Origin of the sequence: Pseudomonas mercuritolerans, assembly GCF_025706525.1 — a bacterium.
GTDB classification, from domain to species: domain Bacteria; phylum Pseudomonadota; class Gammaproteobacteria; order Pseudomonadales; family Pseudomonadaceae; genus Aquipseudomonas; species Aquipseudomonas mercuritolerans.
The window spans coordinates 343,733-370,094 of sequence record NZ_JAMSHA010000006.1; the positions used below are offsets into that span (position 1 = coordinate 343,733).

At 59.1% G+C, this 26,362-nt stretch carries 17 protein-coding genes; 8 read left to right on the forward strand and 9 right to left on the reverse strand.

Annotation, left to right across the window (positions count from 1 at the left end; genetic code table 11):
• Window positions 1-9 precede the first annotated feature (9 nt).
• A complete protein-coding gene (gene rplI / locus ND528_RS18925) occupies window positions 10-456 on the forward strand; it encodes a 50S ribosomal protein L9 (RefSeq protein ID WP_003221136.1) in 447 nt (148 codons plus the stop codon).
• Between the two features lie 119 nt (window positions 457-575).
• Window positions 576-1,973 (forward strand): replicative DNA helicase, encoded by a 1,398-nt coding sequence (gene dnaB / locus ND528_RS18930; protein ID WP_039756905.1) that lies wholly within the window; start codon window positions 576-578, stop codon window positions 1,971-1,973.
• Window positions 1,974-2,018: 45 nt separating this feature from the next.
• Here dnaB and ND528_RS18935 read toward each other — a convergent pair whose 3' ends face one another.
• Together ND528_RS18935 and ND528_RS18940 are read right to left on the reverse strand one after the other, a co-directional pair.
• Window positions 2,019-6,671: an NEL-type E3 ubiquitin ligase domain-containing protein gene (locus ND528_RS18935; RefSeq protein WP_263470909.1), complete on the reverse strand. Its 4,653-nt coding sequence runs from the start codon at window positions 6,669-6,671 to the stop codon at window positions 2,019-2,021.
• 84 nt (window positions 6,672-6,755) lie between these two features.
• Window positions 6,756-9,449 (reverse strand): hypothetical protein, encoded by a 2,694-nt coding sequence (locus tag ND528_RS18940; protein WP_263470910.1) that lies wholly within the window; start codon window positions 9,447-9,449, stop codon window positions 6,756-6,758.
• Window positions 9,450-9,678: 229 nt separating this feature from the next.
• On the opposite strand from ND528_RS18940, the gene ND528_RS18945 reads away from it, so the two are divergent.
• From ND528_RS18945 to ND528_RS18960, 4 genes are all read left to right on the forward strand, one after another.
• A complete protein-coding gene (locus tag ND528_RS18945; protein WP_263470911.1) occupies window positions 9,679-11,982 on the forward strand; it encodes a YgiQ family radical SAM protein in 2,304 nt (767 codons plus the stop codon).
• Window positions 11,983-12,322: 340 nt separating this feature from the next.
• Window positions 12,323-15,598: a transglutaminase family protein gene (locus ND528_RS18950; protein WP_263470912.1), complete on the forward strand. Its 3,276-nt coding sequence runs from the start codon at window positions 12,323-12,325 to the stop codon at window positions 15,596-15,598.
• A gap of 87 nt (window positions 15,599-15,685) precedes the next feature.
• Window positions 15,686-18,172: a circularly permuted type 2 ATP-grasp protein gene (locus ND528_RS18955; protein ID WP_263470913.1), complete on the forward strand. Its 2,487-nt coding sequence runs from the start codon at window positions 15,686-15,688 to the stop codon at window positions 18,170-18,172.
• Window positions 18,172-19,062, forward strand: a complete 891-nt coding sequence (locus tag ND528_RS18960) for a transglutaminase family protein (RefSeq protein WP_122693331.1) — start codon at window positions 18,172-18,174, stop codon at window positions 19,060-19,062. Before ND528_RS18955 ends, ND528_RS18960 begins: the two co-directional genes overlap by 1 nt.
• Window positions 19,063-19,270: 208 nt before the next feature.
• Here the strand turns inward: ND528_RS18960 and ND528_RS18965 are convergent, their stop codons facing one another.
• Window positions 19,271-19,459 (reverse strand): hypothetical protein, encoded by a 189-nt coding sequence (locus ND528_RS18965; RefSeq protein ID WP_130910695.1) that lies wholly within the window; start codon window positions 19,457-19,459, stop codon window positions 19,271-19,273.
• Window positions 19,460-19,527: 68 nt separating this feature from the next.
• Complete coding sequence (locus ND528_RS18970) at window positions 19,528-20,115, reverse strand: LOG family protein (RefSeq protein ID WP_024011379.1); 588 nt, start codon at window positions 20,113-20,115, stop codon at window positions 19,528-19,530.
• A gap of 342 nt (window positions 20,116-20,457) precedes the next feature.
• Between ND528_RS18970 and azu the strand changes: the two genes are divergently transcribed.
• Entirely contained in the window at window positions 20,458-20,901 is a 444-nt protein-coding gene (azu, locus tag ND528_RS18975; protein WP_263470914.1) for an azurin, read from the forward strand.
• Between the two features lie 158 nt (window positions 20,902-21,059).
• On the opposite strand, the gene nadE is transcribed toward azu, so the two are convergent.
• From nadE to ND528_RS19000, 5 genes are all read right to left on the reverse strand, one after another.
• Complete coding sequence (gene nadE, locus ND528_RS18980) at window positions 21,060-21,887, reverse strand: ammonia-dependent NAD(+) synthetase (RefSeq protein WP_263470915.1); 828 nt, start codon at window positions 21,885-21,887, stop codon at window positions 21,060-21,062.
• Between the two features lie 4 nt (window positions 21,888-21,891).
• Window positions 21,892-23,115: a nicotinate phosphoribosyltransferase gene (gene pncB / locus ND528_RS18985; RefSeq protein ID WP_024011382.1), complete on the reverse strand. Its 1,224-nt coding sequence runs from the start codon at window positions 23,113-23,115 to the stop codon at window positions 21,892-21,894.
• A 49-nt stretch (window positions 23,116-23,164) separates the two neighbouring features.
• Window positions 23,165-23,419: a hypothetical protein gene (locus ND528_RS18990; protein WP_039756928.1), complete on the reverse strand. Its 255-nt coding sequence runs from the start codon at window positions 23,417-23,419 to the stop codon at window positions 23,165-23,167.
• Window positions 23,412-23,681, reverse strand: a complete 270-nt coding sequence (locus tag ND528_RS18995) for a hypothetical protein (RefSeq protein WP_263470916.1) — start codon at window positions 23,679-23,681, stop codon at window positions 23,412-23,414. Before ND528_RS18995 ends, ND528_RS18990 begins: the two co-directional genes overlap by 8 nt.
• 186 nt (window positions 23,682-23,867) lie before the next feature.
• Window positions 23,868-25,274 (reverse strand): alanine/glycine:cation symporter family protein, encoded by a 1,407-nt coding sequence (locus tag ND528_RS19000; protein WP_130910613.1) that lies wholly within the window; start codon window positions 25,272-25,274, stop codon window positions 23,868-23,870.
• Window positions 25,275-25,448: 174 nt separating this feature from the next.
• Here ND528_RS19000 and ND528_RS19005 point away from each other — a divergent pair, with 174 nt between their 5' ends.
• The gene (locus ND528_RS19005; protein WP_263470982.1) at window positions 25,449-26,261 is read left to right on the forward strand and encodes a helix-turn-helix domain-containing protein; all 813 of its coding nucleotides are present in this window, start codon (window positions 25,449-25,451) and stop codon (window positions 26,259-26,261) included.
• The last annotated feature ends 101 nt before the right edge of the window (window positions 26,262-26,362 follow it).

The following is a 26,362-nucleotide window of genomic DNA, read 5'->3' on the forward strand; positions in this document are numbered from 1 at the left end:
GATTTTCACATGCAACTGATCCTTCTGGAAAAAATCGCCAACCTGGGCAACCTGGGCGACAAAGTAAACGTTAAGGCCGGTTACGGCCGTAACTACCTGCTGCCTTTCGGCAAGGCTACCGCTGCGACCGCTGCCAACCTGGCTGCGTTCGAAGAGCGTCGCGCCGAGCTGGAAAAAGCCGCCGCAGACCGTAAGGCATCGGCTGAAAGCCGTGCTGCCCAACTGGCCGAGCTGGAAGTGACCATCACTGCCACCGCTGGCGACGAAGGCAAGCTGTTCGGTTCGATCGGTACTCACGACATCGCTGACGCACTGACCGCCTCCGGCGTTGAAGTGCAGAAGAGCGAAGTTCGTCTGCCGAACGGCACCATCCGCAACGTGGGTGAATTCGACGTGGCTGTGCACCTGCACGCCGAAGTTGAAGCCACCGTACGCGTTGTCGTGGTAGCAGCTTAAGCAACACGGATCGGCTGGCGGCTTGTCCGTCAGGCGGTTAACATCGGGCACGATCCTGTTTACAGGTCGTGCCCTTTGTCTTTCTGAATTCCCTGCTTTTCACTAATACTCAAGTGGCCATGAACGATATCTCCGCTCCCGAGCAATACGATCTGCAAACCGCTGCCCTGAAGGTGCCGCCGCATTCCATCGAGGCCGAACAGGCTGTACTCGGTGGTCTGATGCTGGACAACAACGCCTGGGAACGCGTGCTCGATCAAGTCTCCGACGGCGATTTCTATCGACATGACCACCGTTTGATTTTCCGCGCGATCGCCAAACTGGCCGATCAGAACTCGCCGATCGACGTCGTGACCCTTGCCGAGCAATTGGACAAGGAAGGCCAGACGTCGCAAGTCGGCGGCCTTGGTTATCTCGGCGAACTGGCGAAAAATACCCCGTCCGTCGCCAACATCAAGGCCTATGCGCAGATCGTCCGCCAGCGCGCGACGTTGCGCCAACTGATCGGTATCAGCACCGAGATTGCCGACAGCGCCTTCAACCCCGAAGGCCGCACCGCGGAAGAAATCCTCGACGAAGCCGAACGGCAGATCTTCCAGATCGCCGAAGCGCGGCCCAAGACCGGCGGCCCGGTCGGCGTCAATGAGCTGCTGACCAAGGCCATCGATCGCATCGACACGTTGTTCAACACCGCCGACGCCATCACTGGCCTGTCCACTGGCTACACCGACCTCGATGAGAAGACCAGCGGCTTGCAGCCGTCCGACCTGATCATCGTTGCCGGCCGTCCGTCGATGGGTAAGACCACCTTCGCGATGAACCTGGTGGAAAACGCCGTGTTGCGCAGCGAAAAAGCGGTGCTCGTTTACTCGCTCGAGATGCCAGGCGAATCGCTGATCATGCGTATGCTCTCTTCGCTCGGCCGAATCGACCAGACCAAGGTGCGTTCCGGCCAACTCGAAGACGACGACTGGCCGCGCCTGACTTCGGCGGTCAATCTGCTCAACGACCGCAAACTGTTCATCGATGACACCGCTGGTATCAGCCCGTCGGAAATGCGCGCGCGGACCCGGCGTCTGGTGCGTGAGCACGGCGAGGTCGGCCTGATCATGATCGACTACCTGCAACTGATGCAGATTCCCGGTTCCAGCGGTGACAACCGCACCAACGAGATTTCCGAGATCTCGCGATCCCTGAAAGCCCTGGCCAAGGAATTCAACTGCCCGGTAGTTGCCCTGTCGCAGCTCAACCGTTCCCTGGAACAGCGCCCGAACAAACGCCCGGTGAACTCCGACTTGCGCGAATCCGGAGCGATCGAGCAGGACGCCGACGTGATCATGTTCGTTTATCGCGACGAGGTGTATCACCCGGAGACCGAGCACAAGGGCATCGCCGAAATCATCATCGGCAAGCAGCGTAACGGCCCGATCGGTTTCATTCGGCTGGCGTTCATCGGCAAATACACGCGCTTCGAAAACCTCGCGCCGGGCAGTTACAACTTCGACGACGACGAATGACAACTGGCCGGGTCATGCCGGCCAGTTGCACCTCTGTTTCAGCGGTTATTCAGTTTCAACTGCTGCCGTTTCGGAATTTTGCATCGCATATTCGCTGAGTTCCTGCCGGCTCAGGGTTGTGATCAACTCCGCTTCCTTGATTGCCAACTCGGCTTGCAGCGACATCGATTGTGCCTTGTAGTCGACGAATGAAAGCTCACTGGCCGAATGCGCATCATCTAGCGTCGCCTGGCGCGTCTGGAAGGGATCGCGTTGTGTTTCAAACTGCGACCGGTACTTGTGCGTGATGAACTCCTGCCAGAACTCTCTGGCCACCAGTGCCTGAAACTCTTCCGGCGAATTATCCTGCGCGATCACCTTTTCATACGCGGCATTCAGTTGTGCCTCCGACACGTCAGCCAATCGGGCGAAGCCCATCCGTTCCGGCTGTCCCGGCAGTTGCAGACGATCCTTCAGGCGAAAGCGATAGAACAGCCGCACTTCGATTTCTTCGGGTACGCGAGGAGGCCCGAACACTCGTGCCTCCTCAGGTGTTCTGGACGCGGCGATGCGGGCTTCACGCTGGGCGATATCCGCTGAGGCAATCTTGTCGACCTCATGCAGACGGAACAGGGCCTTGGACAATGCCGACAGTTGTTTGCCTTGTGCCTCGTCACGGGCCTGGGAGCGGGCCTTGTGCGCGAGGGTCAGCACTTCCAGATTGGTGAACGTGAACGCCGCCCGGTCACAACATGCCGGGTCGCCCGCGCGGTCCAGTACTTCCCGGCGCAAATGTTCGGATTGAGCAGTGTTTTCCGTGATGCTGTCGATCAGGTTCCAGACCCTGCGTTGCAGGTCAGGGTGGCTGGCGGGCTCGCTCAGCAGGCGGTCAATCGTGTTGAACAGCCCATCGGAACCTTGCTCATCGCGCACGGTTTGCCATTGCTGTCGTCTTGTGGCGACTTCGGTGGCTGGCAACCCGACGGTCCAGCGAGTCATGGTGTCCAGCAGGAGGGCCCTGATGTTCGGCATGTTCATGCTCAGCCCTGTGTCGATCAGATTATTCCTGCCACTCATGAACATGCCGGCGGCTGCGAGGCGCCCGGCATATTCGACCAGACGGGCGCGGGACTGGTTGTTCAACTGGTTGAAGCGGATATTGGTTACGTCGTTGACTTGGAACGGCACCGCGTCAAAGACGAAGTCCGGAATTTGCTCAATGCGGTTATTGCTCAGGTTGACGGTGTCCAGGGAGGGCTGTGCGCTGAGGCCGACAGGAAATTCCGAAATGCCTGTGCTAGCCAGATTGACCGAACGCATGTCGGGGATCCGACTGAAGTCCGGGACGATGCCAAGTTGCCGGTTGTTACTCAGCCATAGCGCTCGCAGGGTGGTGCGTTCCGACAGGATCCGTGCCGTATCGACGGTCAGGGATATTTCATTGTGCTGCAGGAACAGCTTGGTCAGCCCGTTCATTTGGCCAATGGCCGGGGGCAGTACGCGCAATTGGTTTTTGGAAAGATCCAGCCAGCGCACGTGCCTGAAACGGGTAAGGAAGCCTTCGGGCGAAGCACTCAAGTGCATATCGCGGAGCTTGACCGAACCCACATGGCTGAAGTCCGCGTCGATATCCGGGAGGCTTGGCAGGTTCAGACCGCTGAGGTCCAGCTCCAGGCCTATACTGGTCCCGTCAAATGCCGTCTGCTGCGGTGTTTCCTGCCGCCAGCAGTTGATGATCCGGTCTCGCGCCGTGGTCCGGTCAGCTCGGTTTTCGGCATTGAGCATGAGTTGGTTGGCAGGAATATAACCTTGACGGTTACCTCCCCCGGAAAATACCCATGCGTCGAGCTGCTGGTTCAAAACCGCGAACTCGCGTTCGAGCTGACTCAGCCTCGTGCCCACGGTGCCAGGCTCGAGGCCCCACAGGTATTTGCGGCAGTCGTTGATGCTTTTGGCTGGATAGAGGCGGTGGTAGCGTTGCGCCCGCGATTTGTCATGGTCGAAGGCTGAAGGGTGGACCGGGGTCATCAACTCCGGATGTGCTGTGTTCAGGCGACGCCAGTAACCTTCGAATTTCCTCACATAGCTGGAGGGAATGCCGGGATTGCTTGTCAATAACGTGACATTGTTGATCCGCGCAACAGCGGCGAGTTGATCGGCGGGCGGGTTGAGGTGGGCCTCGGGAACGTCGGTTAAAAGGTTGCTGCCCAAATCGACGCCAGTCAAAGCGGTCTTGTTCAGCAGTCCGAGCGGCCAGCGGGAGATCTGCGCATGACTCAGGTTCAGCGTGGTCAAGCCTGACATGGCGCTGACGTCCGGCGTTATCTTCAATGGATTGTGCGACAGGTTCAGATGGGTCAATCGGTTCAGGCCAGCGATTGTCGCGACGGCTTGCGCATCCAGTTCAATCTGGTTGGAACCCAGATTCAACCAGGTGAGCGTTTGCATTTGACTGAGCATCGTCGGTGGCTTGTCGAGCGTTGAATTTCCAATGCTCAGGTGCTGCAGATGACTAAAGCCGGACAGGAAAGTATTGGCAGCCGGCGACCACTCCACCCCGATCAGTGTCAATTTGCGCACGTGTCCGAAGTCTGCGCTCAGGTCCGGCAGCATGGATTGTTTGTTGCTTATCCCGACCAGACCGAGGTAATCGAGCGTCAGTGTCGTTTGCGTCTGGTCAAGCCAGCATTGCCTGATCGCCGTCGCAGTCTCGAGTGCCCGTTTGCGTTGGCCGGCGTTGCTCAGCAGTGCACAGGATTGCTTGTAGGCATCAAGGCTCGTGTCCAACTGGGCAAACGCTTCGCTGCGCCGTGTCAGCACCGCGTCTGTATCGTCGCCCAGCCCCATGATGAATTTCTTCGCGCCGGCCACGTCCAGATGCGCATACAGATTTCGCGTCCGGTCAATGACGCCAATGCCTTCCTTGAGCCTGAAAGCGCCTTCCAGAGCGCCAGCGGCCCACTCGGCTTTCCTGGCCTCCGCCTGCAGCCAGAAGCGCTCGAACTTCTGCCAGTAATCGGCGGGGAACGCATTGTTTTCCAGCAGGATGTGACGGTTGATATGGACAATGGCCTCGAACTGGTCGTCCGCTGGGTTCAGATGCTCGGCGGGCACCTCTTGCAGCTTGTTATGGCGCAAGTCGATCTTTTTCAGAGCGGTCAGTCCCTTCAGGCCGGTCGGCCAGCCCTTGATGCCTGTGGCGCAAAGGTCCAGCTCTTGCAAGTTGGGCATCGCGCTGAAATCGGGCAACTTGCCCAAAGGGTTTTTCGTCAGGACAAGGACCTCCAGGTTCGCCAGGCCGCCGAGTGCGGCGGCGCTGGCCTCATCAAGCTGGAGCTTGTTGGTGCGCAGATTCAGCTCGGTCAGGTTGTGCATTTGGCTGACGGCTGCCGGCAGTTTTTCCAGGCCCGAGCGGGTAATTTTCAAACTCTGCAGGCCGCTAAAGCCGCTCAAAAAGGTTTCTGCAGCAGGCGACCACGCCACCGAGTCCATTTCCAGAAAACGGACATGGTTGAAATCCGCTCTCAGGGCAGGCAACGGTGCGTGACTGAGGGGAAAGCGCAATTGCGTCGTTTCTTGACTCCAGCAGCGTTTGATTCCGTTAGCGACGGTATTTGCCCAATTGGTGACAGGCCCTTGCGCTGAAGGAACGGTCAGATGCTTGTGTGTCGCTGTCCACGCCTGCAGGTCTTTTTCCAGGTTGCTGTACTCGGTCTCCTTCGTGGTCAGTCCGCCGTCGACGTCGTCACCCAGCGTTCGAAGGAAGGCTGCAACCTGTTGATCGTCGAACGATGGATAGAGTTTTCGTACCCGAGCCTCGGGTCGGCTCGAACGGTGGGTGAACGCGAAGAAGCGCTCTGCCAGACTTCGACGAGCGGACGGATTCCGCTCTGCCCGCCGCATCCCGCCGGCGCCCCCGGTGCTGACACCGACCCAGCCCTCGCTTGGGTCCAGCACAATCGCTTGCGAGCGACCCGGTCGTGAGGCGACATAGTGATTGTCCGCATCGACGGCCACCGGATCTTCGGCTCTGACGATGCGCATCACCTGCGACCAGGGCGTCGAGGCATCGAGATCTTGCAGTACCTGATACGCGTGATTGTCGATCACGGCGTAGAGCTTTCCTTCAAAGCGATGCAGACCGTCGCTGTCGCCTATGGCGCTGCTGAAGTCCAGTGCAGTGCGAAAGTCCTCCAGGCGGGTCGCTGACAGGGCAAACGTGGTTGGCTGCGAGTGCTCGAATGCATGCCACAGCCCGTCGTCGGGGTTTCGCAGCATCGCCGGCCCTGTGGGCGTCAATTCGCTCGCCAGCGTGGCCCGCCAGAGACCGCTCTGCGATTCCTTGCCAACCTGCACTAAGCCGCCATCGGCCAGCTCTACGTACTGGCGGCCCTTGAACAATCTCAAACCCTCGGTATTGGCAGCGGGCAGGCTGGGTGTAAGGGAGAGTCGATAGTGTTCCAGCGATCGGTCGCCGAGATCAACGCTATCCTGTCCTGACCGGGTGGGGTGCACAGTAACGGTCGGAGCCAGACCGATTGCGTCAGCGTCAGCGCTGCCTGTGGTACTGCCCGGCCGTGGTGGTGTAATCAGCGTTTCGGCTTCCAAGCCAGGTCGCAGGGTTATGTCAGGGCGTAGCGCGGGTGGATCCACTGGCGTATCCGGCCGCAAATGGACATCGACGGTGGTGTTGCCTTTGGTGGCTATCTTGATTGGCATGTATTTACATTCCTTGTAGAGGTTGCCTGGCAGCACTCGGCATCCGGTGCTCCCCGGCTGTTCGGCATCATTGCCTGAGAGGTATCACTGACCGGCTCTTGAGGTGAGCCTTGGCTGCTGCTTCGAGCTGGTTGATGGCCCGGGATTGGCGAGGGGAGTAGCGTTCGCGGCCATGTCGAAAACTCTCTGCGCCGTGCGCCCGTCGAAATGTTCGCGCCAGATGGTGACGTGTTCGCGCCCCGCCCGTGCTTCCCGGCGTTGTGAACTGATGCCCCGCGCGCTTTGCTGGAGGGTTTTCAGATGGGCGCCGCGCACGCTGAAGTTCAGCTCTGGCGTGTCCGGTGCCGGATAATGGAAATGCGCGTGCCAGAGCTCTCTGTCGTCAGTGGCATCTCTGATCGAGTAAAGGTCCAGATACTCGCTGTTCTTGCCCTTGCCTCGGCGTAATCGCTGGTGGGTTTTGCGCACGTTGACCCGCGCGTGATCCATCAGATAAATCAGCCGGTCAACGCACAGAAAGTTTTTGTCCTTGTAGATCCGTATGCGAATGTTTTCGCCCGTGTCGCGCAGGCGTTGACTCTCGTGCCGAAGTCGTTGGATGAGGGCGGGGGCCCGGGCATCGATGGTTTCGAAGCGCTGAAGACCAAAAGCGGTGTCGTCCAGCTCTTTGGCCCGTATTTCGAGCGTTTCGACAATATTGTCGGGATGGTATTTCGACTTTTCCTGATTGACGGCGGTCACCACGCAGGATTCGGATTGCTGCAAATGCCGATTGGCTTCGCTGATCAGCGTGGAAAGCTGTTTGTGCTGCAACGTCTGCAACGTCTGCGCCGGGCGCCATTCGCCGTCTCTGCGCTCATAGATCTGTCCGGGTTGTTTCGGATCAAGCAGGTTTTTGACGCTTATGACTTCCTCACCCCGCGTGGTCCGTCGTGCCTCGCCGAAATGAATTTTATAAACGCCATGCTTTTTTGCGCGAAAGAGTCGCCAGTGTATGGTTTTTGGACTCGTTGCGGCCTGTGGCGGAATGAAGTCAAAGTCAATCGGTTCATGAGCTGTCAGCGCGGTTCTGTCGGGCTGGGCGTGGTAAATATGGGTCAGGCGGTTTTCCAGAGTTTGCTCAAACGCATGGATTTCTGCATTGATTTCATTGCGTGAAGTGGCCTGCAAATCTCCGTCTGGCAGGTCAAGCCGTTCATACCGGTCGCGGATAGCGGCGCATTGCTGCGACAGGTCACGTAGCACAGCAGGGTGTGAGGGAGGCGCAAAGGTGTCGAGCGCTCCGTAGACGAAAGTCATCTGACCAAACTGGACGGCCAGTTCAGAGGCCTGAGGGGTATCCCCGCTTGATCGAGGATTGTCCAGCAGCAAGCTTTTGGTCAGGACCCAGGAGGCAACTACGTCATGAGTATCCATCGGTGAAAGAACGTCCTGGCCCAGATCATCTGCCGAAACTTTCCATTTTTTCAGCAGTTTGTCGGCAATGAGCTGACGCTTTTTCATGCGCTCCAGCAATCTGCTGAGGAAAATGACCGTATGTGGCAGCCTTTCCGGGTCGAGATCGAGCAACGGTCCTTCCAGTGCGCGGCGCGACAGGCCACATTCTATGAGTTGCTGGTAGGCGAACATTTGTTCTTTTTGCAGCGCAATCATTTCGTTTCTGTACTGGTCGTCCGTCCTGATGTTCTTGATGACGGACTTTTTGCTCTCATAGTATTCCAGTGCCTTGCCAAGCCGCTTCAGGTCCCTTTCGCTGTGCATTTCGCGATCAACAAGTGCGGTTAATTCACCTGCGGTTTTCCCGGCAGGTTCTGCCTCCAGACCCTTTGCAGTCAGCCATGCGGATATAAGCTTTTGCCGTTTCTTTTGAGCTTTCTGGCTCCCCCGCTTTATTCGCTCCAGTTCAGAAGACACTTCGAAACGCTCCAGGGCGACACTCAGCGGTTCTGTAGTCTTTTTTGGCATGCCCGCTGCACCGTATACGATGGTTCCCTGCCAGCCGTAGCGGGAGTCAAAGGCGATGGGTTCCGATCTGCCGGGGCGCGATGCCACGTATATATTGTTCTCAGCGGTTGCGACCGGATCGTCGGCGCGAACGATGCGCATCACTGCCCTGCGCGGCATTGAAGCTTCGAGATCGTGCAAGACTTGATAGGCGTGATTGTCAATCCGTGCGTACAGCTTGCCGTCAAAACGCAAGAGCCCATCGCTGTCCGGGGCGACCGTGCTGAAATCCAGATCGGTGCGAAACGCTTCCAGTCGCGTGGCGGATAACGGGTAAGTCATTGGCGAAGAGGTTTCGGCCGGTTGCCAGAGACCGAGGTCGGCGTCGAGCTGCAACAGTGGCCCGGACGGATACAATTCGCTGGGCAGCTTCGCCCGGTAACGGCCGGCCGGGTCCAGACCCACCTGCACGGTGCCGCCCTCCGGCACTTTGACATAGTGACGGCCGCGGAAAGTCGAAATGCCCCGGTGGTCGGCGGCAGGGACAACCATGAGCGGATTGATCCAGTAATCCTTCAAAGGGCGTTCGCGCACGGTCGGGTCCGGCCATGAAGCAACTACCGCCCTGACCGATACCGGCGGTGGCAGGGAAATAATGCGATGAAGTCCGGCATCGGTTGCCGTGGGCGCTGGCGGCGTCGGGCGCGTGGGGATTCTCGGCGTCGGCCCGCCGTCGAAGTGCGGCGTGAAACCGGACCTGATTGGCGAGTCATAAAGGCGCGGTGGATGAACCGAGACGGTCGTCGTGCCTCTGCTTGGCGGTTTGGATGGCATTGCCTGTCTTCCTTCAATTTTCACGCCGCGCTACCCCCGATGGGAGTGCGACAGGCGGGCGGCTTCCTTGCCGTTTCGTGCGTCGTGCGTTCAACAAAAACGCGTAATGTGTGGCGGGTTGGCGGCGCGAGAGCAGCGCACAGAGAAACCGACCACCGTCGTCGGAATTGGTCAAAATTTGTGCTATATTCCGCGCCCGCGATTTTTCACTTCAACACCGGTCGTCGACATGCAAGCAGCCAAGCCGTTATTTGACTATCCAAAATATTGGGCCGAATGTTTCGGGCCAGCGCCATTCCTGCCGATGAGCAGGGAGGAGATGGATCAGCTCGGCTGGGATTCGTGCGACATCATCATTGTTACCGGTGATGCCTACGTCGATCATCCGTCGTTCGGCATGGCGATCATCGGCCGGCTGCTGGAGTCGCAAGGCTTCCGCGTCGGGATCATCGCGCAGCCGAACTGGCAGTCCAAAGACGACTTCATGAAGCTCGGCGAGCCGAACCTGTTCTTCGGCGTCGCGGCGGGCAACATGGACTCGATGATCAACCGCTACACCGCGGACAAGAAAATCCGTTCCGATGACGCGTACACGCCCGGCGGCATGGCCGGCAAGCGTCCGGATCGCGCCAGCCTGGTCTACAGCCAGCGCTGCAAGGAAGCCTACAAGCACGTGCCGATCGTGCTCGGCGGCATCGAAGCCTCGCTGCGCCGCATCGCTCACTACGACTATTGGCAGGATCGCGTGCGCAACTCGATCCTGATCGACGCCAGCGCCGACATTCTCCTGTACGGCAACGCCGAGCGTGCGATTGTCGAAGTTGCCCAGCGCCTGTCGTGGGGCCACAAGATCGAAGACATCACCGATGTGCGCGGCACCGCGTTCATCCGTCGCGATACGCCGCAGGGCTGGTACGAAGTCGACTCTACGCGCATCGACCGTCCGGGCAAGGTCGACAAGATCATCAACCCGTACGTGAATACCCAGGACACCCAGGCCTGCGCCATCGAGCAGGAAAAAGGCCCGGTCGAAGATCCGCAGGAAGCCAAGGTCGTGCAGATCCTGGCCAGCCCGCGCATGACCCGCGACAAGACCGTGATCCGCCTGCCGTCGATGGAGAAGGTGCGTAACGACCCGGTGCTGTACGCCCACGCCAATCGCGTGTTGCACCTGGAAACCAACCCGGGCAACGCCCGTGCGCTGGTGCAGAAGCATGGCGAGCTCGATGTCTGGTTCAACCCGCCGCCGATTCCGATGACCACCGAAGAAATGGACTACGTGTTCGGCATGCCTTACGCCCGTGTGCCGCACCCGGCGTATGGCAAGGAGAAGATCCCGGCCTACGACATGATCCGTTTCTCGGTGAACATCATGCGTGGCTGCTTTGGCGGCTGCACCTTCTGCTCGATCACCGAGCACGAAGGACGGATCATCCAGAACCGTTCCGAAGAGTCGATCATTCGCGAAATCGAAGAGATCCGCGACAAGGTCCCAGGCTTCACCGGGGTCATTTCCGACCTCGGCGGCCCGACTGCGAACATGTACCGCATCGCCTGCAAGAGCCCGGAAATCGAATCCGCGTGCCGCAAGCCGTCCTGCGTGTTTCCCGGTATCTGCCCGAACCTGAACACCGACCACTCGTCGCTGATCCAGCTGTATCGCAGCGCCCGTGCCCTGCCGGGTGTGAAAAAGATCCTTATCGCTTCCGGCCTGCGCTACGACCTCGCCGTCGAGTCGCCGGAGTACGTCAAGGAGCTGGTGACCCACCACGTCGGCGGTTACCTGAAGATCGCCCCGGAGCACACCGAGGAAGGTCCGCTCAACCAGATGATGAAACCGGGCATCGGCAGCTATGACAAGTTCAAGCGCATGTTCGAGAAGTACACCAAGGAAGCGGGCAAGGAGCAGTACCTGATTCCGTACTTCATCGCCGCCCACCCGGGCACCACCGACGAAGACATGATGAACCTCGCCCTGTGGCTCAAGGGCAACGGCTTCCGCGCTGACCAGGTGCAAGCGTTCTACCCGTCGCCGATGGCCACCGCTACGGCGATGTACCACTCGGGCAAGAACCCGCTGCGCAAGGTGACGTACAAGAGCGACGGCGTGACCATCGTCAAGAGCGAAGATCAGCGTCGTCTGCACAAGGCGTTCTTGCGTTATCACGACCCGAAAGGCTGGCCGATGCTGCGTGAAGCGCTGATCCGCATGGGCCGCGCCGATCTGATCGGCCCGGGCAAGGATCAACTGATTCCGGCGCATCAGCCGGCCACCGACAGCTACCAGAGCGCCCGTCGCAAGAACTCGACGCCGGCCGGCAGCCACAAGGTCGCCAAAGAGAAGACCACCAAGATCCTCACTCAGCACACCGGTTTGCCGCCGCGTGCCAGTGATGGCGGTAATCCGTGGGACAAGCGTGAACAGGCCAAGGCTGCGGCATTCGCCCGCAACCAGCAGGCGGCCAAGGAACGCAAGGATGCGGCCAAAGGCAAAGGGCCGAAGCCGATGCGCAAGCCGGTCGTGCCGCGCTAAACACTGCTTGAGCTGAACAGAACGCCAACCTTCGGGTTGGCGTTTTGCATTTCAGGCCTCAGGAAATGAGTTGTTGCCGCTGGCCTCTTCGCGAGCAGGCTCGCTCCCACAGGGGAACGCATTGCACATGTGGGAGCGAGCCTGCTCGCGAAAGCGTCCGATCAAACACCGCAAGAATCAGCGTTCGCAACATTTGCGTGCAACTGAGTCCAAGCATTTCCTCGCATCGCCCGGTTTTGGTGCTGTACTGCCTTGAGCATTTCGCGAAAGCGCGCAAGCCTGTGCATGGCATAAGTCTTGCGCGCTTTCCCATACGCCCAAGGCTCGCAGGAGGCACGCCGTGTCGATTCATGTCGCATTGCATCACGTCACGCATTATCGCTACGACCGCGCTGTCGAACTCGGCCCGCAGATCGTCCGCCTGCGCCCGGCGCCCCACAGCCGCACGCGGATTCTTTCCTATGCGCTGAAAGTCTCGCCCGAGCAGCATTTCATCAACTGGCAGCAGGACCCCCAGGGCAATTACCTGGCACGTCTGGTGTTCCCGGAAAAAACCGCAGAGCTGCGCATCGAAGTCGATCTGGTCGCGGAAATGGCGGTGTTCAATCCGTTCGATTTCTTTCTCGAACCGTACGCCGAGCGAATCCCGTTCAGCTACGCCGCCGATGAGCGCAAGGAGCTGGCGCCATACCTCGAAACCCTGCCGCTGACGCCAACGTTCAAGGCTTACCTGGACAGCATCGACCGCACGCCGCTGCCGGCGGTGGATTTTCTGGTGGCGCTCAATCAGCGCCTCAGCGAAGACATCGGCTACCTGATCCGCATGGAGCCCGGCGTGCAGACTCCGGAGCACACACTGCAACACGCCTCCGGTTCCTGCCGTGATTCGGCATGGTTGCTGGTGCAGCTGTTGCGCAATCTCGGTCTGGCGGCGCGGTTTGTTTCCGGCTACCTGATTCAACTGACCGCCGACGTGAAAAGCCTCGACGGCCCGTCCGGCACCGAAGTCGACTTCACCGACCTGCACGCCTGGTGCGAGGTGTATCTGCCGGGTGCCGGCTGGATTGGCCTTGATGCGACGTCCGGGTTGTTCGCCGGGGAAGGGCATATTCCGTTGGCGTGCAGTCCCGATCCGTCCTCGGCGGCACCGATCAGTGGTCTGGTCGAACCTTGCGAGACACAGTTCAGCCACGAAATGTCGGTCGAGCGAATCTGGGAAGCGCCACGAGTCACCAAGCCCTACACCGATGAACAGTGGCGGGCGATCCAGGCGCTGGGGCGGCAGATCGATGCCGATCTGCTCGAAGGCGATGTGCGCCTGACCATGGGCGGCGAGCCGACCTTCGTCTCCATCGACGACCCGGACGGCGCCGAATGGAACACCGCCGCCCTGGGGCCGGACAAGCGTCGGCTGTCCGCCGAACTGTTCCAGCGCATGCGCAAGCAATACGCGCCGCAGGGGCTGGTGCATTTCGGTCAGGGCAAGTGGTATCCCGGCGAGCAATTGCCGCGCTGGTCGCTCAATTGTTACTGGCGCCGCGACGGTCACGCGATCTGGCACAACGACGCATTGATCGCCGGCGAACAGCAGGACTATGGCGCCGACGGCGAACTGGCCGGACGCTTTCTGGCCAGCGTTGCCGAGCGCCTGAAGTTGCCTGCACGCTTCGTCTTCCCGGCCTACGAGGATCTTCTCTATTACCTCTGGCGCGAGGGCGCGTTGCCCGGCAACGTCAGCGCCGAAGATTCGCGGTTGGAAGAACCGCTGGAGCGCGCGCGATTGCGCAAGGTCTTCAGTCAGGGCCTGAACAAGGTGATCGGTCAGGTGCTGCCGTTGGCGCGCACGGCCAAGGGCGATCAATGGCAGAGCGGGCGTTGGTATCTGCGCGATGAGCACTGTCGCTTGGTGCCCGGGGATTCGCCGCTGGGTTACCGCTTGCCGCTGGCGTCGCAGCCGTGGGTGAAAGCGGCGGAATATCCGTTCATCCATCCCAACGATCCGAATCAGGACTTCGCTGAACTGCCGGATGCCGCGCAGCTCGGTGTGCACGGCGAACCTGCTGCGCTGGACGAGCGCGTGCCGGAAATCGATGAGTCCGCTGACTGGCTGACCCGTACCGCATTCTGCGCCGAGGCCCGCGAAGGGCGGCTGTATCTGTTCATGCCGCCGCTGGAGCGGGTCGAGGATTATCTGGAACTGGTCTCGGCCATTGAGGCCACTGCCGAAGAATTGCATTGCCCGGTGCTGCTGGAAGGCTATGAACCACCGAGTGATCCGCGCCTGAGCAATTTCCGTGTCACTCCGGACCCGGGCGTGATCGAGGTCAACGTGCAGCCATCGGCGAGCTGGGACGAGTTGGTCGAGCGCACCGAGTTTCTCTACGAACAGGCACGGCAAACCCGCCTGACCACCGAGAAGTTCATGATCGACGGGCGCCACACCGGCACCGGTGGCGGCAACCATTTCGTCCTCGGCGGCGCGACACCGGCGGACTCACCGTTTCTGCGGCGGCCGGATCTGCTGCGCAGTCTGATCAGTTACTGGCACAACCATCCTTCGCTGTCGTACCTGTTTTCCGGCCTCTTCATCGGCCCGACGTCCCAAGCGCCACGGGTCGACGAGGCGCGTAATGACGCCTTGTACGAACTGGAAATCGCTTTCGCGCAGATGCCGGAACCGGGCGAGGAATGTGCGCCGTGGCTGGTCGATCGACTGTTGCGCAATCTGCTGATCGACGTCACCGGCAATACCCATCGCGCCGAATTCTGCATCGACAAACTGTATTCACCGGACGGCGCCACCGGGCGTCTTGGCTTGCTGGAACTTCGCGCTTTTGAAATGCCGCCCCATGCGCGCATGAGTCTGGCTCAGCAGTTGCTGCTGCGGGCGCTGGTCGCGCGCTTTTGGCGCGAGCCTTATACGCCGGCGAAACTGGCACGCTGGGGCACCGAGCTGCACGACCGCTTTCTGTTGCCGCACTTTATCGAAGAGGATTTCGCCGACGTCATCGTCGAACTCAACAACGCCGGCTACCCGTTGCGCGCGGAGTGGTTCGCTGCGCACCTGGAGTTTCGTTTTCCCAAGGTCGGTGACTACGCCGTCAATGGCATCGAGCTGGAGCTGCGTCAGGCGCTCGAACCCTGGCACGTGCTGGGCGAGGAGGGCTCAGCGGGCGGCACGGTGCGCTACGTCGATTCATCGCTGGAGCGCTTGCAGGTCAAACTCAGCGGCTTGCCGCCACAACGTTATTTGCTGACCTGCAACGGCGTCGCGGTGCCGTTGCACCCGACCGGGCGGGTGGGTGAGTTTGTCGCCGGGGTGCGCTTTCGAGCCTGGCAACCAGCCAACTGCCTGCATCCGACCATACCGGTGCACGCGCCGTTGGTGTTCGACCTGCTCGACACCTGGATGGGGCGTTCGCTGGGTGGTTGCCAGTACCACGTCGCCCATCCCGGTGGGCGCAATTACGAGACCTTGCCGGTCAATGCCAATGAAGCGGAGAGCCGGCGCATGGCGCGGTTTTTCCGCCTCGGACATACACCGGGCAAACTCCCGATACCGAAAGTTGAAGTCAGTGACGAGTTGCCGATGACTCTTGATCTGCGACGTTTCTGAAACCTGCATGGCACGCGGATTTGTATATATCCGCGTGTCATGTGCCTGCGTTAGTCTGACCGTTCCCTGCTGTCTGCCGAGCTTTCCATGCCTGACCTGTTAGACCGCTACCCGCTGACTGCGGGCACCTATCACGAACTGCTCGACGGCAGCGGCGCAGTGCGTGCGCATTGGCAGCGCCTGTTCGATCAGTTGCAGCGCAGCAGCCCGGCGCAACTGGTGCAGCGTCAGGCCTTGCTGGCGCGGCAGATTCAGGAAAACGGTGTCACCTACAACGTCTATGCCGATCCCAAGGGCGCTGACCGGCCGTGGGAACTGGATCTGCTGCCCCATGTGATCGCGGCTGATGAATGGCAGCAATTGTCCGCCGGCATCGCTCAGCGTGCGCGCTTGCTCAACGCAGTGCTGGCGGATCTGTACGGTCCGCAACGGTTGATCAGCGAGGGCCTGCTGCCCGCCGAGCTGGTATTCGGGCACAACAATTTTCTTTGGCCTTGTCAGGGCATTGCCCCGCCCGAGTCAGCTTTTTTGCATTTGTATGCCGTGGATCTGGCGCGCACGCCGGATGGTCGCTGGTGGGTCACTGCCGATCGCACGCAGGCGCCGTCCGGGGCCGGCTATGCGCTGGAAAACCGCACCATCGTCTCCCGCGCCTTTCCAGATTTGTACCGCGATCTGAAGGTGCAGCATCTGGCCGGATTCTTCCGCACCTTGCAGGAAACTTTGGCGCGTCAGGCTCCTGATGGCGATGACGCACCGCTGGTGGTACTGCTGACGCCGGGGCGGTTCAACGAAAGTTATTTCGAGCATCTGTATCTGGCCCGTCAGCTCGGCTATCCGCTGGTCGAGGGCGGCGACCTGACTGTGCGCAATGCCACGGTGTACCTGAAAACCCTCAGCGGCCTGCGCCGGGTGCACGCGATCATGCGCCGCCTCGACGATGATTTCTGCGACCCGCTGGAACTGCGTACCGACTCGGCGCTCGGCGTCCCAGGTCTACTAGAGGCGGTGCGGCAGGGGCGGGTGCTGGTCGCCAATTCGCTGGGCAGCGGCGTGCTGGAATCGCCGGGTCTGCTGGGGTTTCTGCCGAAGATCAATCAATACCTGTTCGGCGAAGAACTGATCCTGCCGTCGATCGCTACCTGGTGGTGCGGTGAAGCGCCGGTGCTGGCGCAGGCGCTGGAAAAACTCCCGGAGCTGTTGATCAAACCGGCGTTCCCGTCGCAGAGCTTCGCCCCAGTGTTCGGCCGTGATTTGAGTGACAGTCAGCGCCTCGAGCTGGCGCAGCGCATGCAGGCGCGCCCTTACGCCTATGTTGCGCAAGAACTGGCGCAACTGTCGCAGGCGCCGGTCTGGCAAGCCGAAGACGGTCACCTGCAACCCCGCGCGATCGGCATGCGCATGTATGCAGTGGCCAGCCACGACGGCTACCGCGTATTGCCGGGCGGTCTGACCCGAGTGGCGGCCGAAGCCGATGCCGAGGTGGTGTCGATGCAGCGCGGCGGGGCGAGCAAGGACACCTGGGTGCTCAGCGATCGTGCGCCAAGTGGCGAGCAGTGGAAGGCGCAACGCAGTGTCGGCGTGCACGATCTGGTCCGCCGCGATCCATATCTGCCGTCGCGGGTGGTGGAAAATCTGTTCTGGTTCGGCCGCTACTGCGAGCGCTGTGACGACAGCGCGCGGCTGCTGCGCATCATGCTCACGCGTTACGTCGATGGCGATGATCCGCAGGCGCTGCAAGCAGCGGTCGATCTCGGCGAGCGGCTGACGCTGTTGCCGGATGAGGGCGCACTGCCGGAGCGCCTGCTCGCTGCGTTGCTGGGCGAGGATTGGTCGTTCAGCCTGCGCTCCAACTTGCAACGCCTGCAATGGGCCGCCTCGCAAGTGCGCGGCAAGCTGTCCCGGGAGAACTGGCAGGCGCTGGTCGAATTGCAGCGCGAGGCGCTGGAGCTGGAAGTCGATGAACCGGACTTCGGCGAACTGCTGGATTTTCTCAACCGTCTGGTGATGTCGCTGGCAGCGCTGTCGGGGTTTGCGCTGGATGACATGACCCGCGACGAAGGCTGGCGTTTTCTGATGATTGGCCGGCGCATCGAACGCCTGCAATTTCTCAGCAGCAGCCTCGCCGCATTTCTGCGCGGTGCGGGTGCTTTCGATCAGGCCGGGCTGGAGTGGTTGCTGGAGTTGGGTAACAGCAGCATCACCTATCGCTCGCGCTATCTGGCGGTGGCGCAACTGATTCCGGTACTGGATTTGCTGCTGCTGGATGAGCAGAACCCCCACGCGGTGCTGTTTCAACTGAAACTGGTCACCCGCACGCTGAAACGCTTGAACGACGATTTCGCCGCGCCTCGGGAAACCGCGCTGCCGCAACTGGTGGAGCGCCTGTCGCGGTTTGATCTCTATTGCCTGGAGAACCCGCTATTCGGCAAATCCAGCGTACGTGCCGCGCTCGATGGTCTGGCCGATCTGTTGCAGGAAATCGCCGAAGCCAGCGGCCAGGTATCGGATCGTCTGGCCCTGCGCCATTTCGCCCATGTCGATGATGTCAGCCAGCGAACGGTGTCCGTGTGATGAGCGCTCAATATCAGATCTTTCACGACACCTGTTATCACTACGACAGCCCGGTTTCCCTCGCGCAGCAACTGGCGCACCTGTGGCCGCGCGAATGCAGCTGGCAGCGTTGCACCGAGCAGCAGTTGCTGATCAGCCCCGAGCCGACCATGCGCCGGGATGAGCTGGACGTATTCGGCAATCCGTTGACGCGTCTGGCATTTGAACGGCCCCATGACCAATTGCAGGTCAACGCCCGGCTGACGGTCGAGGTGCTGGCGCGGCCGGCGCTGGATTTCAACCAGTCGCCAGCGTGGGAGCAGACCCGCGATGCGCTGACCTACAGCAGTCAGCCGCTCTCCGTCGACTTGCTCGAAGCCTGTCGCTACCGGTTCCAGTCACCCTATGTGCATTTGAAGCGCAGCTTCGTCGAGTTCTCGCAAAGCTGTTTTCCGCCGGGGCGACCGTTGTTGCTCGGCGTGCAGGCGCTGATGCAGAAGATCTTCAGCGAATTCACCTTCGATGCCGAAGCCACCCAGGTGGCGACGCCGCTGGTGGAAGTGCTGGAGCGTCGACGCGGCGTGTGTCAGGACTTCGCTCATCTGATGCTGGCCTGTGTGCGCTCGCGCGGTCTGGCGGCGCGTTATGTCAGCGGCTACCTGCTCACCCAGCCGCCGCCGGGGCAGCCACGCTTGATCGGCGCCGACGCCTCGCATGCGTGGGTATCGGTGTTCTGTCCGGTATCGGGCTGGGTGGATTTCGATCCGACCAACAATGTGCGGCCGGCGCTGGAACACATCACGTTGGCGTGGGGGAGGGATTTCTCCGATGTGTCGCCGCTGCGCGGGGTGATTCTCGGTGGCGGTAATCATGACCCGGAAGTGCGGGTTACGGTGATGCCGCAGAATTGATGAGTTTTCAAATGTGGGAGCGAGCCTGCTCGCGAAAGCGTCAGGTCAGCCAAAAGATTTGTAACAGATACACCGCTTTCGCGAGCAGGCTCGCTCCCACAGGGATTTTGGTGTGTCAGGGAAAGCAGGGCTGTGAGGGCCGGCAGCAAAATTGCCGGCCCCGTCACAAATCCGCAGGGTCTGATTCGATTATCAAACCCGGTGGGGCTCAGGCGTCGGGCGTCTGGTCTTTCGGTGCATCGGTTGCATCAACATCATCATCGGTCGCCACTTCACCGTCAGGGTTCAGTGCCGCTTCTTCAGCGGTTTGCTTCTTGCGCTGAAGCTTTTCCTCTTTCTTCTGTTCCTTTGCCAGGTCTCGTTGACGTTTGGCGAAGGAGTAATTGGGTTTGGCCATGGGCGATCCTCTGGGGTCGAAGGTGAGGTTGAGCGGCGCGTATTCTGCCCTGTATCGGTGTCCGGGGGTTAGCCGGGTTTTTGGTCGACCCACTTGGGCGTGACGGTCGGCTGCCACTGATCGAGGGCGTCGAGCAGGGAATCTGGCGATTCGCTCACTTGCAGCATGTCACGGTGTGGCGCGCGAACGAAGCCTTCGCCGACGATATGATCGAGAAAAGCGGTGAGCTTGCTGTAGAAACCGTTCACTTCCAGCAGCCCCAAAGGCTTGCCGTGATAGCCGAGCTGGCCCCAGGTCCAGACTTCGAACAGCTCTTCCAGCGTGCCAAGGCCACCGGGCAGGGCGATGAACGCATCGCTCAGCTCAGCCATCCGCGCCTTGCGCGCATGCATGCCGTCGACCACTTCCAGGCGCGTCAGGCTTTTGTGGCCGATCTCCTTGTCCATCAGGCTTTGCGGAATGATGCCGATCACTTCGCCGCCAGCGGCCAGCGCGGCATCAGCGACAATGCCCATCAAACCGACGGCACCACCGCCGTAGACCAGCGTCAGATTACGCTCGGCCAATGCCCGGCCGAGGGCCACGGCAGCTTCGGTGTAGGCCGGCACGGTACCGGCGTTGGCACCGCAAAACACACAAACGGATTTCAGCGACATGCATTACTCCTGAGTCGATCAGTCGCACAGGGTAACGGCTGGCACGCTGCGCTCCAAGGACTAGACTTCGCGTTCGGGTGATTCAAAAGTACCGCTTGCGCCACAAGCGTAGGCGGCGAGCAAGCTGCACAGCAAACCGTTGAAGAACATGACAGACACTCCGTTTCAGTAGGTGGGCCGATCATAGGGCTGGCCCAACGAAATGGCCGTTAGATTGTGTCGATGAGTGTCATAGTCGGAAAGTTGTATACAATTTTTGACTCAAGTCATATGAACTTGCGATGATTTCAGGCAGTCTTTCCACCACTAGTGTTTTTGTTAACCCTGCCTTGGAGATTCACCATGTTTTCCAAAGTTGTTGCGGTATCCCTGCTGGCGCTGGCCAGCAGCCAATTGATGGCTGCCGAGTGCAAAACCACCGTTGATTCCACCGATCAGATGTCCTTCAACACCAAGGAAATCGTGATCGACAAGAGCTGCAAGACTTTCACCGTCGAACTGACCCACTCCGGCAGCCTGCCGAAGAACGTCATGGGCCATAACCTGGTGATCAGCAAAGAAGCCGACATGCAGCCGATCGCTACCGCTGGCCTGGCCGCCGGTATCGACAAGAACTACCTGCCGGAAGGTGATGCCCGCATCATCGCCCACACCAAGATCATCGGCGCCAAGGAAACCGACTCGGTGACTTTCGATGTGGCCAAGGTGGCTGACGGTGGCTACGGCTTCTTCTGCTCGTTCCCTGGGCACATCTCGATGATGAAAGGCACTGTCGTCGTCAAGTGATTCAGATACAAAAAAAGCGTCCACCCGGGACGCTTTTTTTTTGTAGGAGCTGCCGAAGGCTGCGATCTTTTGATCTTGATCTTTAAAGCAAGATCAAAAGATCGCAGCCTCGTTGCACTCGTCAGCTCCTACAGGCTCCTGCAGGCTCCTGCGAACCCTTACGGCGCAAACGGCATGACCCGCTTGTGATGGGTCTTGTTGTACGTATCGACAATGATCTTCGCCGCCTCGTCCCGCACCGTTTCACCGTGCAGGAACGCATCGATCTCGGCATAGGTCACGCCATGCGCCGCTTCGTCCGGTTTGCCCGGAGACAAGTCTTCGAGGTCAGCCGTCGGCACTTTCTCGACCAACGTTTCCGGCGCGCCAAAGTTGCGGGCAATGGCGCGCACCTGATTTTTCACCAGGCCGCTGAGCGGGGCGAGGTCGCAGGCGCCATCGCCGAATTTGGTGAAGAAACCCATGACCGCTTCCGCCGCGTGGTCGGTGCCAATCACCAGACCGCCCGCCACCCCGGCAATCGTGTACTGCGCCACCATGCGCATCCGCGCCTTGGTATTGCCCAGCACGAAATCCACCGACGCTGCCGGCTTGCCTTCGAACGCCGACACCTGAGCTGCCAGCGCCTTGACCGCCGGGCCGATGTTCACGGTGTGGATCTCGTCAGGGGCGATGCAGTCGAGCGAGGCCTTGGCGTCGTGCTCGTCGAACTGGGTTTCGTACGGCAGGCGCACAGCGATGAATTTGTAGCGGTCGTCGCCGGTTTTTTCGCGCAGTTCACGTACCGCGCGCTGGGCCAGGAGGCCGGCGGTCAGTGAGTCGACGCCGCCGCTGATGCCCAGCACCAGGGTCTTGAGCCCGGAATTGACCAGACATTCCTGGATGAACGTCAGGCGTCGGGCAATTTCCGCCTGCAGGGCCTGATTGTCGGCGAACGGTGGTTGCACCTTGAGCTGCTCAGCAATCTCACGCTGTACGGCTTGCATGAATTCACTCCTTGCTAGATAGACTGGATTCGGCAGGAACCTGAAACACATGTCGCAAATAGGCGACGAAATTCGGATCTTTGCAGTGGGTCTTGCCAGGCTCGTCGGAGATCTTCGCCACCGGCTGGCCGTTGCAGGCGGTCATTTTAAGCACGATGCTCATCGGTTCGACACCCGGGATGTCACAGGTGAGATTGGTACCGATGCCGAAGCTCACATTGATGCGACCGTGCAGCGCGCGGAAAATCTCCAACGATTTCGGCAGGGTCAGACTGTCGGAGAACACCAGGGTCTTGCTCATCGGGTCGATGCCGAGCTTGTGGTAGTGCGCGATGCACTTCTCACCCCACGCCACCGGGTCCCCGGAATCGTGGCGCAGGCCATCGAAGAGCTTGGCGAAGAACAGATCGAAATCGCCAAGAAACGCATCGGTGGTGATGCAGTCGGTGAGGGCAATGCCGAGCAGGCCACGGTACTCGCGCACCCAGCAATCGAGCGCGGCGATCTGGCTGTCGATCAGGCGCGGGCCGAGTTGCTGATGGGCCATGATCCACTCGTGAGCCATGGTGCCCAGCGGTTTCATGTCCAGCTCGCGGGACAGATGCACGTTGCTGGTGCCGACGAAACGACCCGGGAAATCGTGCTTGAGGACGTTGACCACTTCGGCCTGCACGCCAAAGGAAAAGCGCCGGCGCGTGCCGAAATCGGCGACCTGCAGTTGCGACAGCTCATCGGCCGAGGCGTTGGCGGTCAGCCAGTCAAACTTGCGATACAGCTGTTCGCGTGCCTGCTCCAGCGAAGTTTCCCGGTAGCGATAGCGATTGCGCACTTCGCTGACGATCGCCAGCAGCGGCACCTCGTAGAGGATCACATGCAGCCACGGTCCGCGCAGGCGGATGAACAACTCGCCGTTTTCGATGCCGGTGTGCAGGTAGCGCAGGTTGAAGCGGAACAGGCCGAGGAAGCGCAGAAAATCCGGTTTCAGAAAGCTGATGCGCTCGAGAAAACTCAACTGATCGGCACTCAGGCTCAGCTCGGCCAGACGCTCGATCTGATGACGGATCTCGGCCAGATAAGGGCGCAGATCCTCGGCGTTGCGGCAGCGGAACTCCCATTCGACTTCGACGTTGGGGTAGTTGTGCAGCACCGCCTGCATCATCGTCAGCTTGTAGAAGTCGGTGTCGAGCAGGTTCTGCACGATGCGATCGGCAAACACACTCTCGCTCATAAACGGGTCTCCAGTTGCGCCGCGCCTTGCGCGGTCTATATCGATGGCGCTAGTGGCGCATATCGACGGTGGGGATTGCCAGCGCTTTTTTGCTTTCAGGTGATAGATCTTCAGAGGCCATACATCTCAAGCCGCAAAAATTGTTCATTTTCGGTTGCACCTCAAGCGCGGCGTGAAGCACTTGCTCGATGCACTCCCAGCTTTTCAAATACTCGGCGAGTAACGAGTGCCTTGCTATCAGCTTTGTTTCCACTGCCTTGAACATCGCTGCCCTGATCATCTCATCGGTTGCTATCTTAGGCATGAAGGCCGTCTCCCTTGAAAGAAATCTGTTCCAGCGTATCTACACCGTCCTGAAGCAACAAATAGGCGGGAAGTATGAGGCGGTAAAAATCAGAGTCGTTGGTGCCCTTGATAGTGATGGACGTAAAAGCTTCCAGAAGACTTGTGGCGGCGCGGATTCTGAAACACGCGTCTTCGAATAACTGATCGCGCGCGGCATATGAGTCTATGAAGAAGGTTGGAATGTTGGTTGCGTTTGCTTTCAGCGGGTAAAAACGAGTCATGCCATTAACTCCGTCAAGGTGGTCTGCGGGCAAGGGATTGAAGAGTTTATTGCTCTTGATGTAGCAGCTTTGAAAATGTTGATTTTGTATAGCGTGGTTATTTGAACTAATCACGCTATCGCACTGAGTTGGCCTGGATGGGCTGCCCACCGACTCTCGAGTGGAGAGTCGGAGCGCTAAGTTTCGTTATTCGATATGTGTTGGCACCGGTGGCCATGCAATTGGATCGAGGTCTAAATCGAGAAAAAGTTTTGAATCAAAAACGGGTGTCTTGATTCCACTGCGACGTTGAACTTCATAATCATGCAGGACACGCAGGCATATCTTGAACAGGAGAGCCATCGCCATCAGGTTTACCAGCGCCAGTAAGGTCATGGTTATATCGGCAAACGCCAGAACTGTGGAGAGATCTTCGCTGGCACCCCAGAACACCATTACCAAAACCATGAGTCGATAGATGATCAGCGTTTTTGCAGGTTCACCAAACATGAACCGCAAGCTGTTTTCTCCGAGGTAGTAGTTGTAGAGCATTGCCGTAAATACAAATAATGCTAACGCCATGCTTATGAACATTCTTCCCCACTCCCCTACAACCGCTGCCAGCGAGTTTTGTGCCAGGGCAATTGCGTCGCCTTCAAATCCCGGAGTGTAAAAGCCGGATAACAGGATCATCAGTGCGGTGCAGGTGCAGACCACGAACGTATCGATGAAAACGCTCAATGCCTGAACAATACCTTGTGCAACCGGATGGCTGACCTTCGCCACTGAAGCAACATTGGGGGCGCTGCCCAGCCCTGCTTCGTTGGAGAATACTCCGCGTCTGACGCCCATGATGATGGCGCTGCCGAGCAGACCGCCGAACGCCTGATCCAGACCGAAGGCGCTTCTGATAATGGTCATCAGCATTATCGGTACTTGTTCAAACTGCAGAACCAGCACGTACGCCGTCACGCCGATGTAGGCAAGAACCTTTAGAGGGACCAGTAGGTCGGCTACTGCGGCAATCCGCGTTATACCGCCGATGAATACGATGCCCAGCATCAATGAAAGCGCGAGTCCCGACCACAGGGGCGGCAAATCAAACGCTTCTTTCAAAGAGTGTGATACCGCATGGGATTCGAGACCATTGATGGCAAATCCGAATGTCACCAGCATCAGCATGGCTACGATCAGCCCGAGCCAGCGCTGGTTCAGGCCATGCTGAATGTACCAGGACGGGCCGCCTCTATAGAGACCATTGCCATCGCTGCGTTTATAGAGCTGGCCCAGCGTACATTCGAAGAAGCTGCTCGACATACCCAGAAGTGCGGTCATCCACATCCAGAACACCGCGCCGGGCCCACCCATACTCACCGCAATTCCGACCCCGACGATATTTCCGGTACCCACGCGCCCGGCGAGGCTGAGCGTCAGCGCCTGGAGCGAACTCAAATGGTTGCCGCCTGCGCGCCAGCTACCGAGTAAAACGCCGAACATATGGGGGAAGTATCGCAGTTGAACAAATCCTGATCGGATCGTGAAATAACCCCCTAGCCCAAGAACAAAAGGTATTAATACCCTGCTCGAAAGAAAATCGTTGATGACATCTAGCATTCAAAGCTCCTTGCTATTAAGAGTGCTGGTAAATCAAGGGTGTATTCAGGCCTGAAGTCATTCAGGCGTCGTAATATTCCGCCATATTTGATTCGGTGCAATTTCGCAAGTTGCTCAAATGTGATGCGAGTTGCTGCTATGGTTGTGCCTTTCTCACCTGTGTTGGGTTGTGGTATGTGTGATTTTTTTCCTGCTAACTTAAAGCTGCTATGTAGTCATTACAGATCTGTCGCGGAGGTTTGTAGGAAGCTTCGCATCAATCGTGGGCAATTCAATAAGTATCTATGTGGGAAAAGTTTCCCTACACCTTTTAATCTCAAGCGCATCTGTGATTTTTTTGGTGTCGATGAGAACGAAATCATTCTGCCTACAGAACAATTCACGATCCTGATAGGCCTGAAGGCTGACAAGGGTCACTCTTTAGTGGGAAGGGCCGCTTCACAAATAATGCACGAACATCTGCGCCGCCAGTCTTCACCGGAATTAAAGGCGCATACCGGTTATTACTACGAGTACTACCATGCGATGACCGAACCCGGCTCCATTCTGTGCTCGCTGGTACATGTGCGGGCCGAAGGCGATGAAATCGTCTATGAGCGAAACGAGCGATTACAGGTTTCTGAAGCGGCAGAGGAATTTGAGCGTTATCAATATCTGGGTATTGCCTATCACCTTCGGGATCGCTTGTTTTTTATCGATTATGAATCGCTCACCTCCAACGAAATCAGTCAGACCATCCTTATTCCAAGCTTCAAAAGCTGCATTACCCGGCTCAATGGGTTGAAGATGGGTGTTTCCGCTGCGGATCATCGCGCTCCCGCATGCTCCAGGGTCGTATGGGAGTATCTGGGGGAGGAAATCAATCCCATCGACGCGTATCGTCGCGTTCGGTTGTACAAGCCTGATGATTGCGCCATTGATGATGATCTGCGCGCGCGCCTGGCCCAATCCCGGATTGTAGAGGGCCTGTTTGTTATCGCTGGATGACCGTCCTGAAAAAACTCCAGATGGAGCGAGGCTGGGTTCTTTTGACGCTCTTTTTCAAGATCAAAAGATCGCAGCCTCGTTGCACTCGACAGCTCCTACAA

Excerpts from the sequence above, each read along its gene's own strand:
- ND528_RS18960 (WP_122693331.1), top strand. The coding sequence starts at position 18,172 with ATGAGCGCTCAATATCAGATCTTTCACGACACCTGTTATCACTACGAC.
- rplI (WP_003221136.1), top strand. The coding sequence starts at position 10 with ATGCAACTGATCCTTCTGGAAAAAATCGCCAACCTGGGCAACCTGGGC.
- ND528_RS18945 (WP_263470911.1), top strand. The coding sequence starts at position 9,679 with ATGCAAGCAGCCAAGCCGTTATTTGACTATCCAAAATATTGGGCCGAA.
- azu (WP_263470914.1), top strand. The coding sequence starts at position 20,458 with ATGTTTTCCAAAGTTGTTGCGGTATCCCTGCTGGCGCTGGCCAGCAGC.
- dnaB (WP_039756905.1), top strand. The coding sequence starts at position 576 with ATGAACGATATCTCCGCTCCCGAGCAATACGATCTGCAAACCGCTGCC.
- ND528_RS18970 (WP_024011379.1), bottom strand. The coding sequence starts at position 20,115 with ATGTCGCTGAAATCCGTTTGTGTGTTTTGCGGTGCCAACGCCGGTACC.
- ND528_RS18955 (WP_263470913.1), top strand. The coding sequence starts at position 15,686 with ATGCCTGACCTGTTAGACCGCTACCCGCTGACTGCGGGCACCTATCAC.
- ND528_RS19005 (WP_263470982.1), top strand. The coding sequence starts at position 25,449 with ATGTGTGATTTTTTTCCTGCTAACTTAAAGCTGCTATGTAGTCATTAC.
- ND528_RS18990 (WP_039756928.1), bottom strand. The coding sequence starts at position 23,419 with ATGCCTAAGATAGCAACCGATGAGATGATCAGGGCAGCGATGTTCAAG.
- ND528_RS18995 (WP_263470916.1), bottom strand. The coding sequence starts at position 23,681 with ATGACTCGTTTTTACCCGCTGAAAGCAAACGCAACCAACATTCCAACC.
- nadE (WP_263470915.1), bottom strand. The coding sequence starts at position 21,887 with ATGCAAGCCGTACAGCGTGAGATTGCTGAGCAGCTCAAGGTGCAACCA.
- ND528_RS18935 (WP_263470909.1), bottom strand. The coding sequence starts at position 6,671 with ATGCCAATCAAGATAGCCACCAAAGGCAACACCACCGTCGATGTCCAT.
- pncB (WP_024011382.1), bottom strand. The coding sequence starts at position 23,115 with ATGAGCGAGAGTGTGTTTGCCGATCGCATCGTGCAGAACCTGCTCGAC.
- ND528_RS18940 (WP_263470910.1), bottom strand. The coding sequence starts at position 9,449 with ATGCCATCCAAACCGCCAAGCAGAGGCACGACGACCGTCTCGGTTCAT.
- ND528_RS19000 (WP_130910613.1), bottom strand. The coding sequence starts at position 25,274 with ATGCTAGATGTCATCAACGATTTTCTTTCGAGCAGGGTATTAATACCT.
- ND528_RS18965 (WP_130910695.1), bottom strand. The coding sequence starts at position 19,459 with ATGGCCAAACCCAATTACTCCTTCGCCAAACGTCAACGAGACCTGGCA.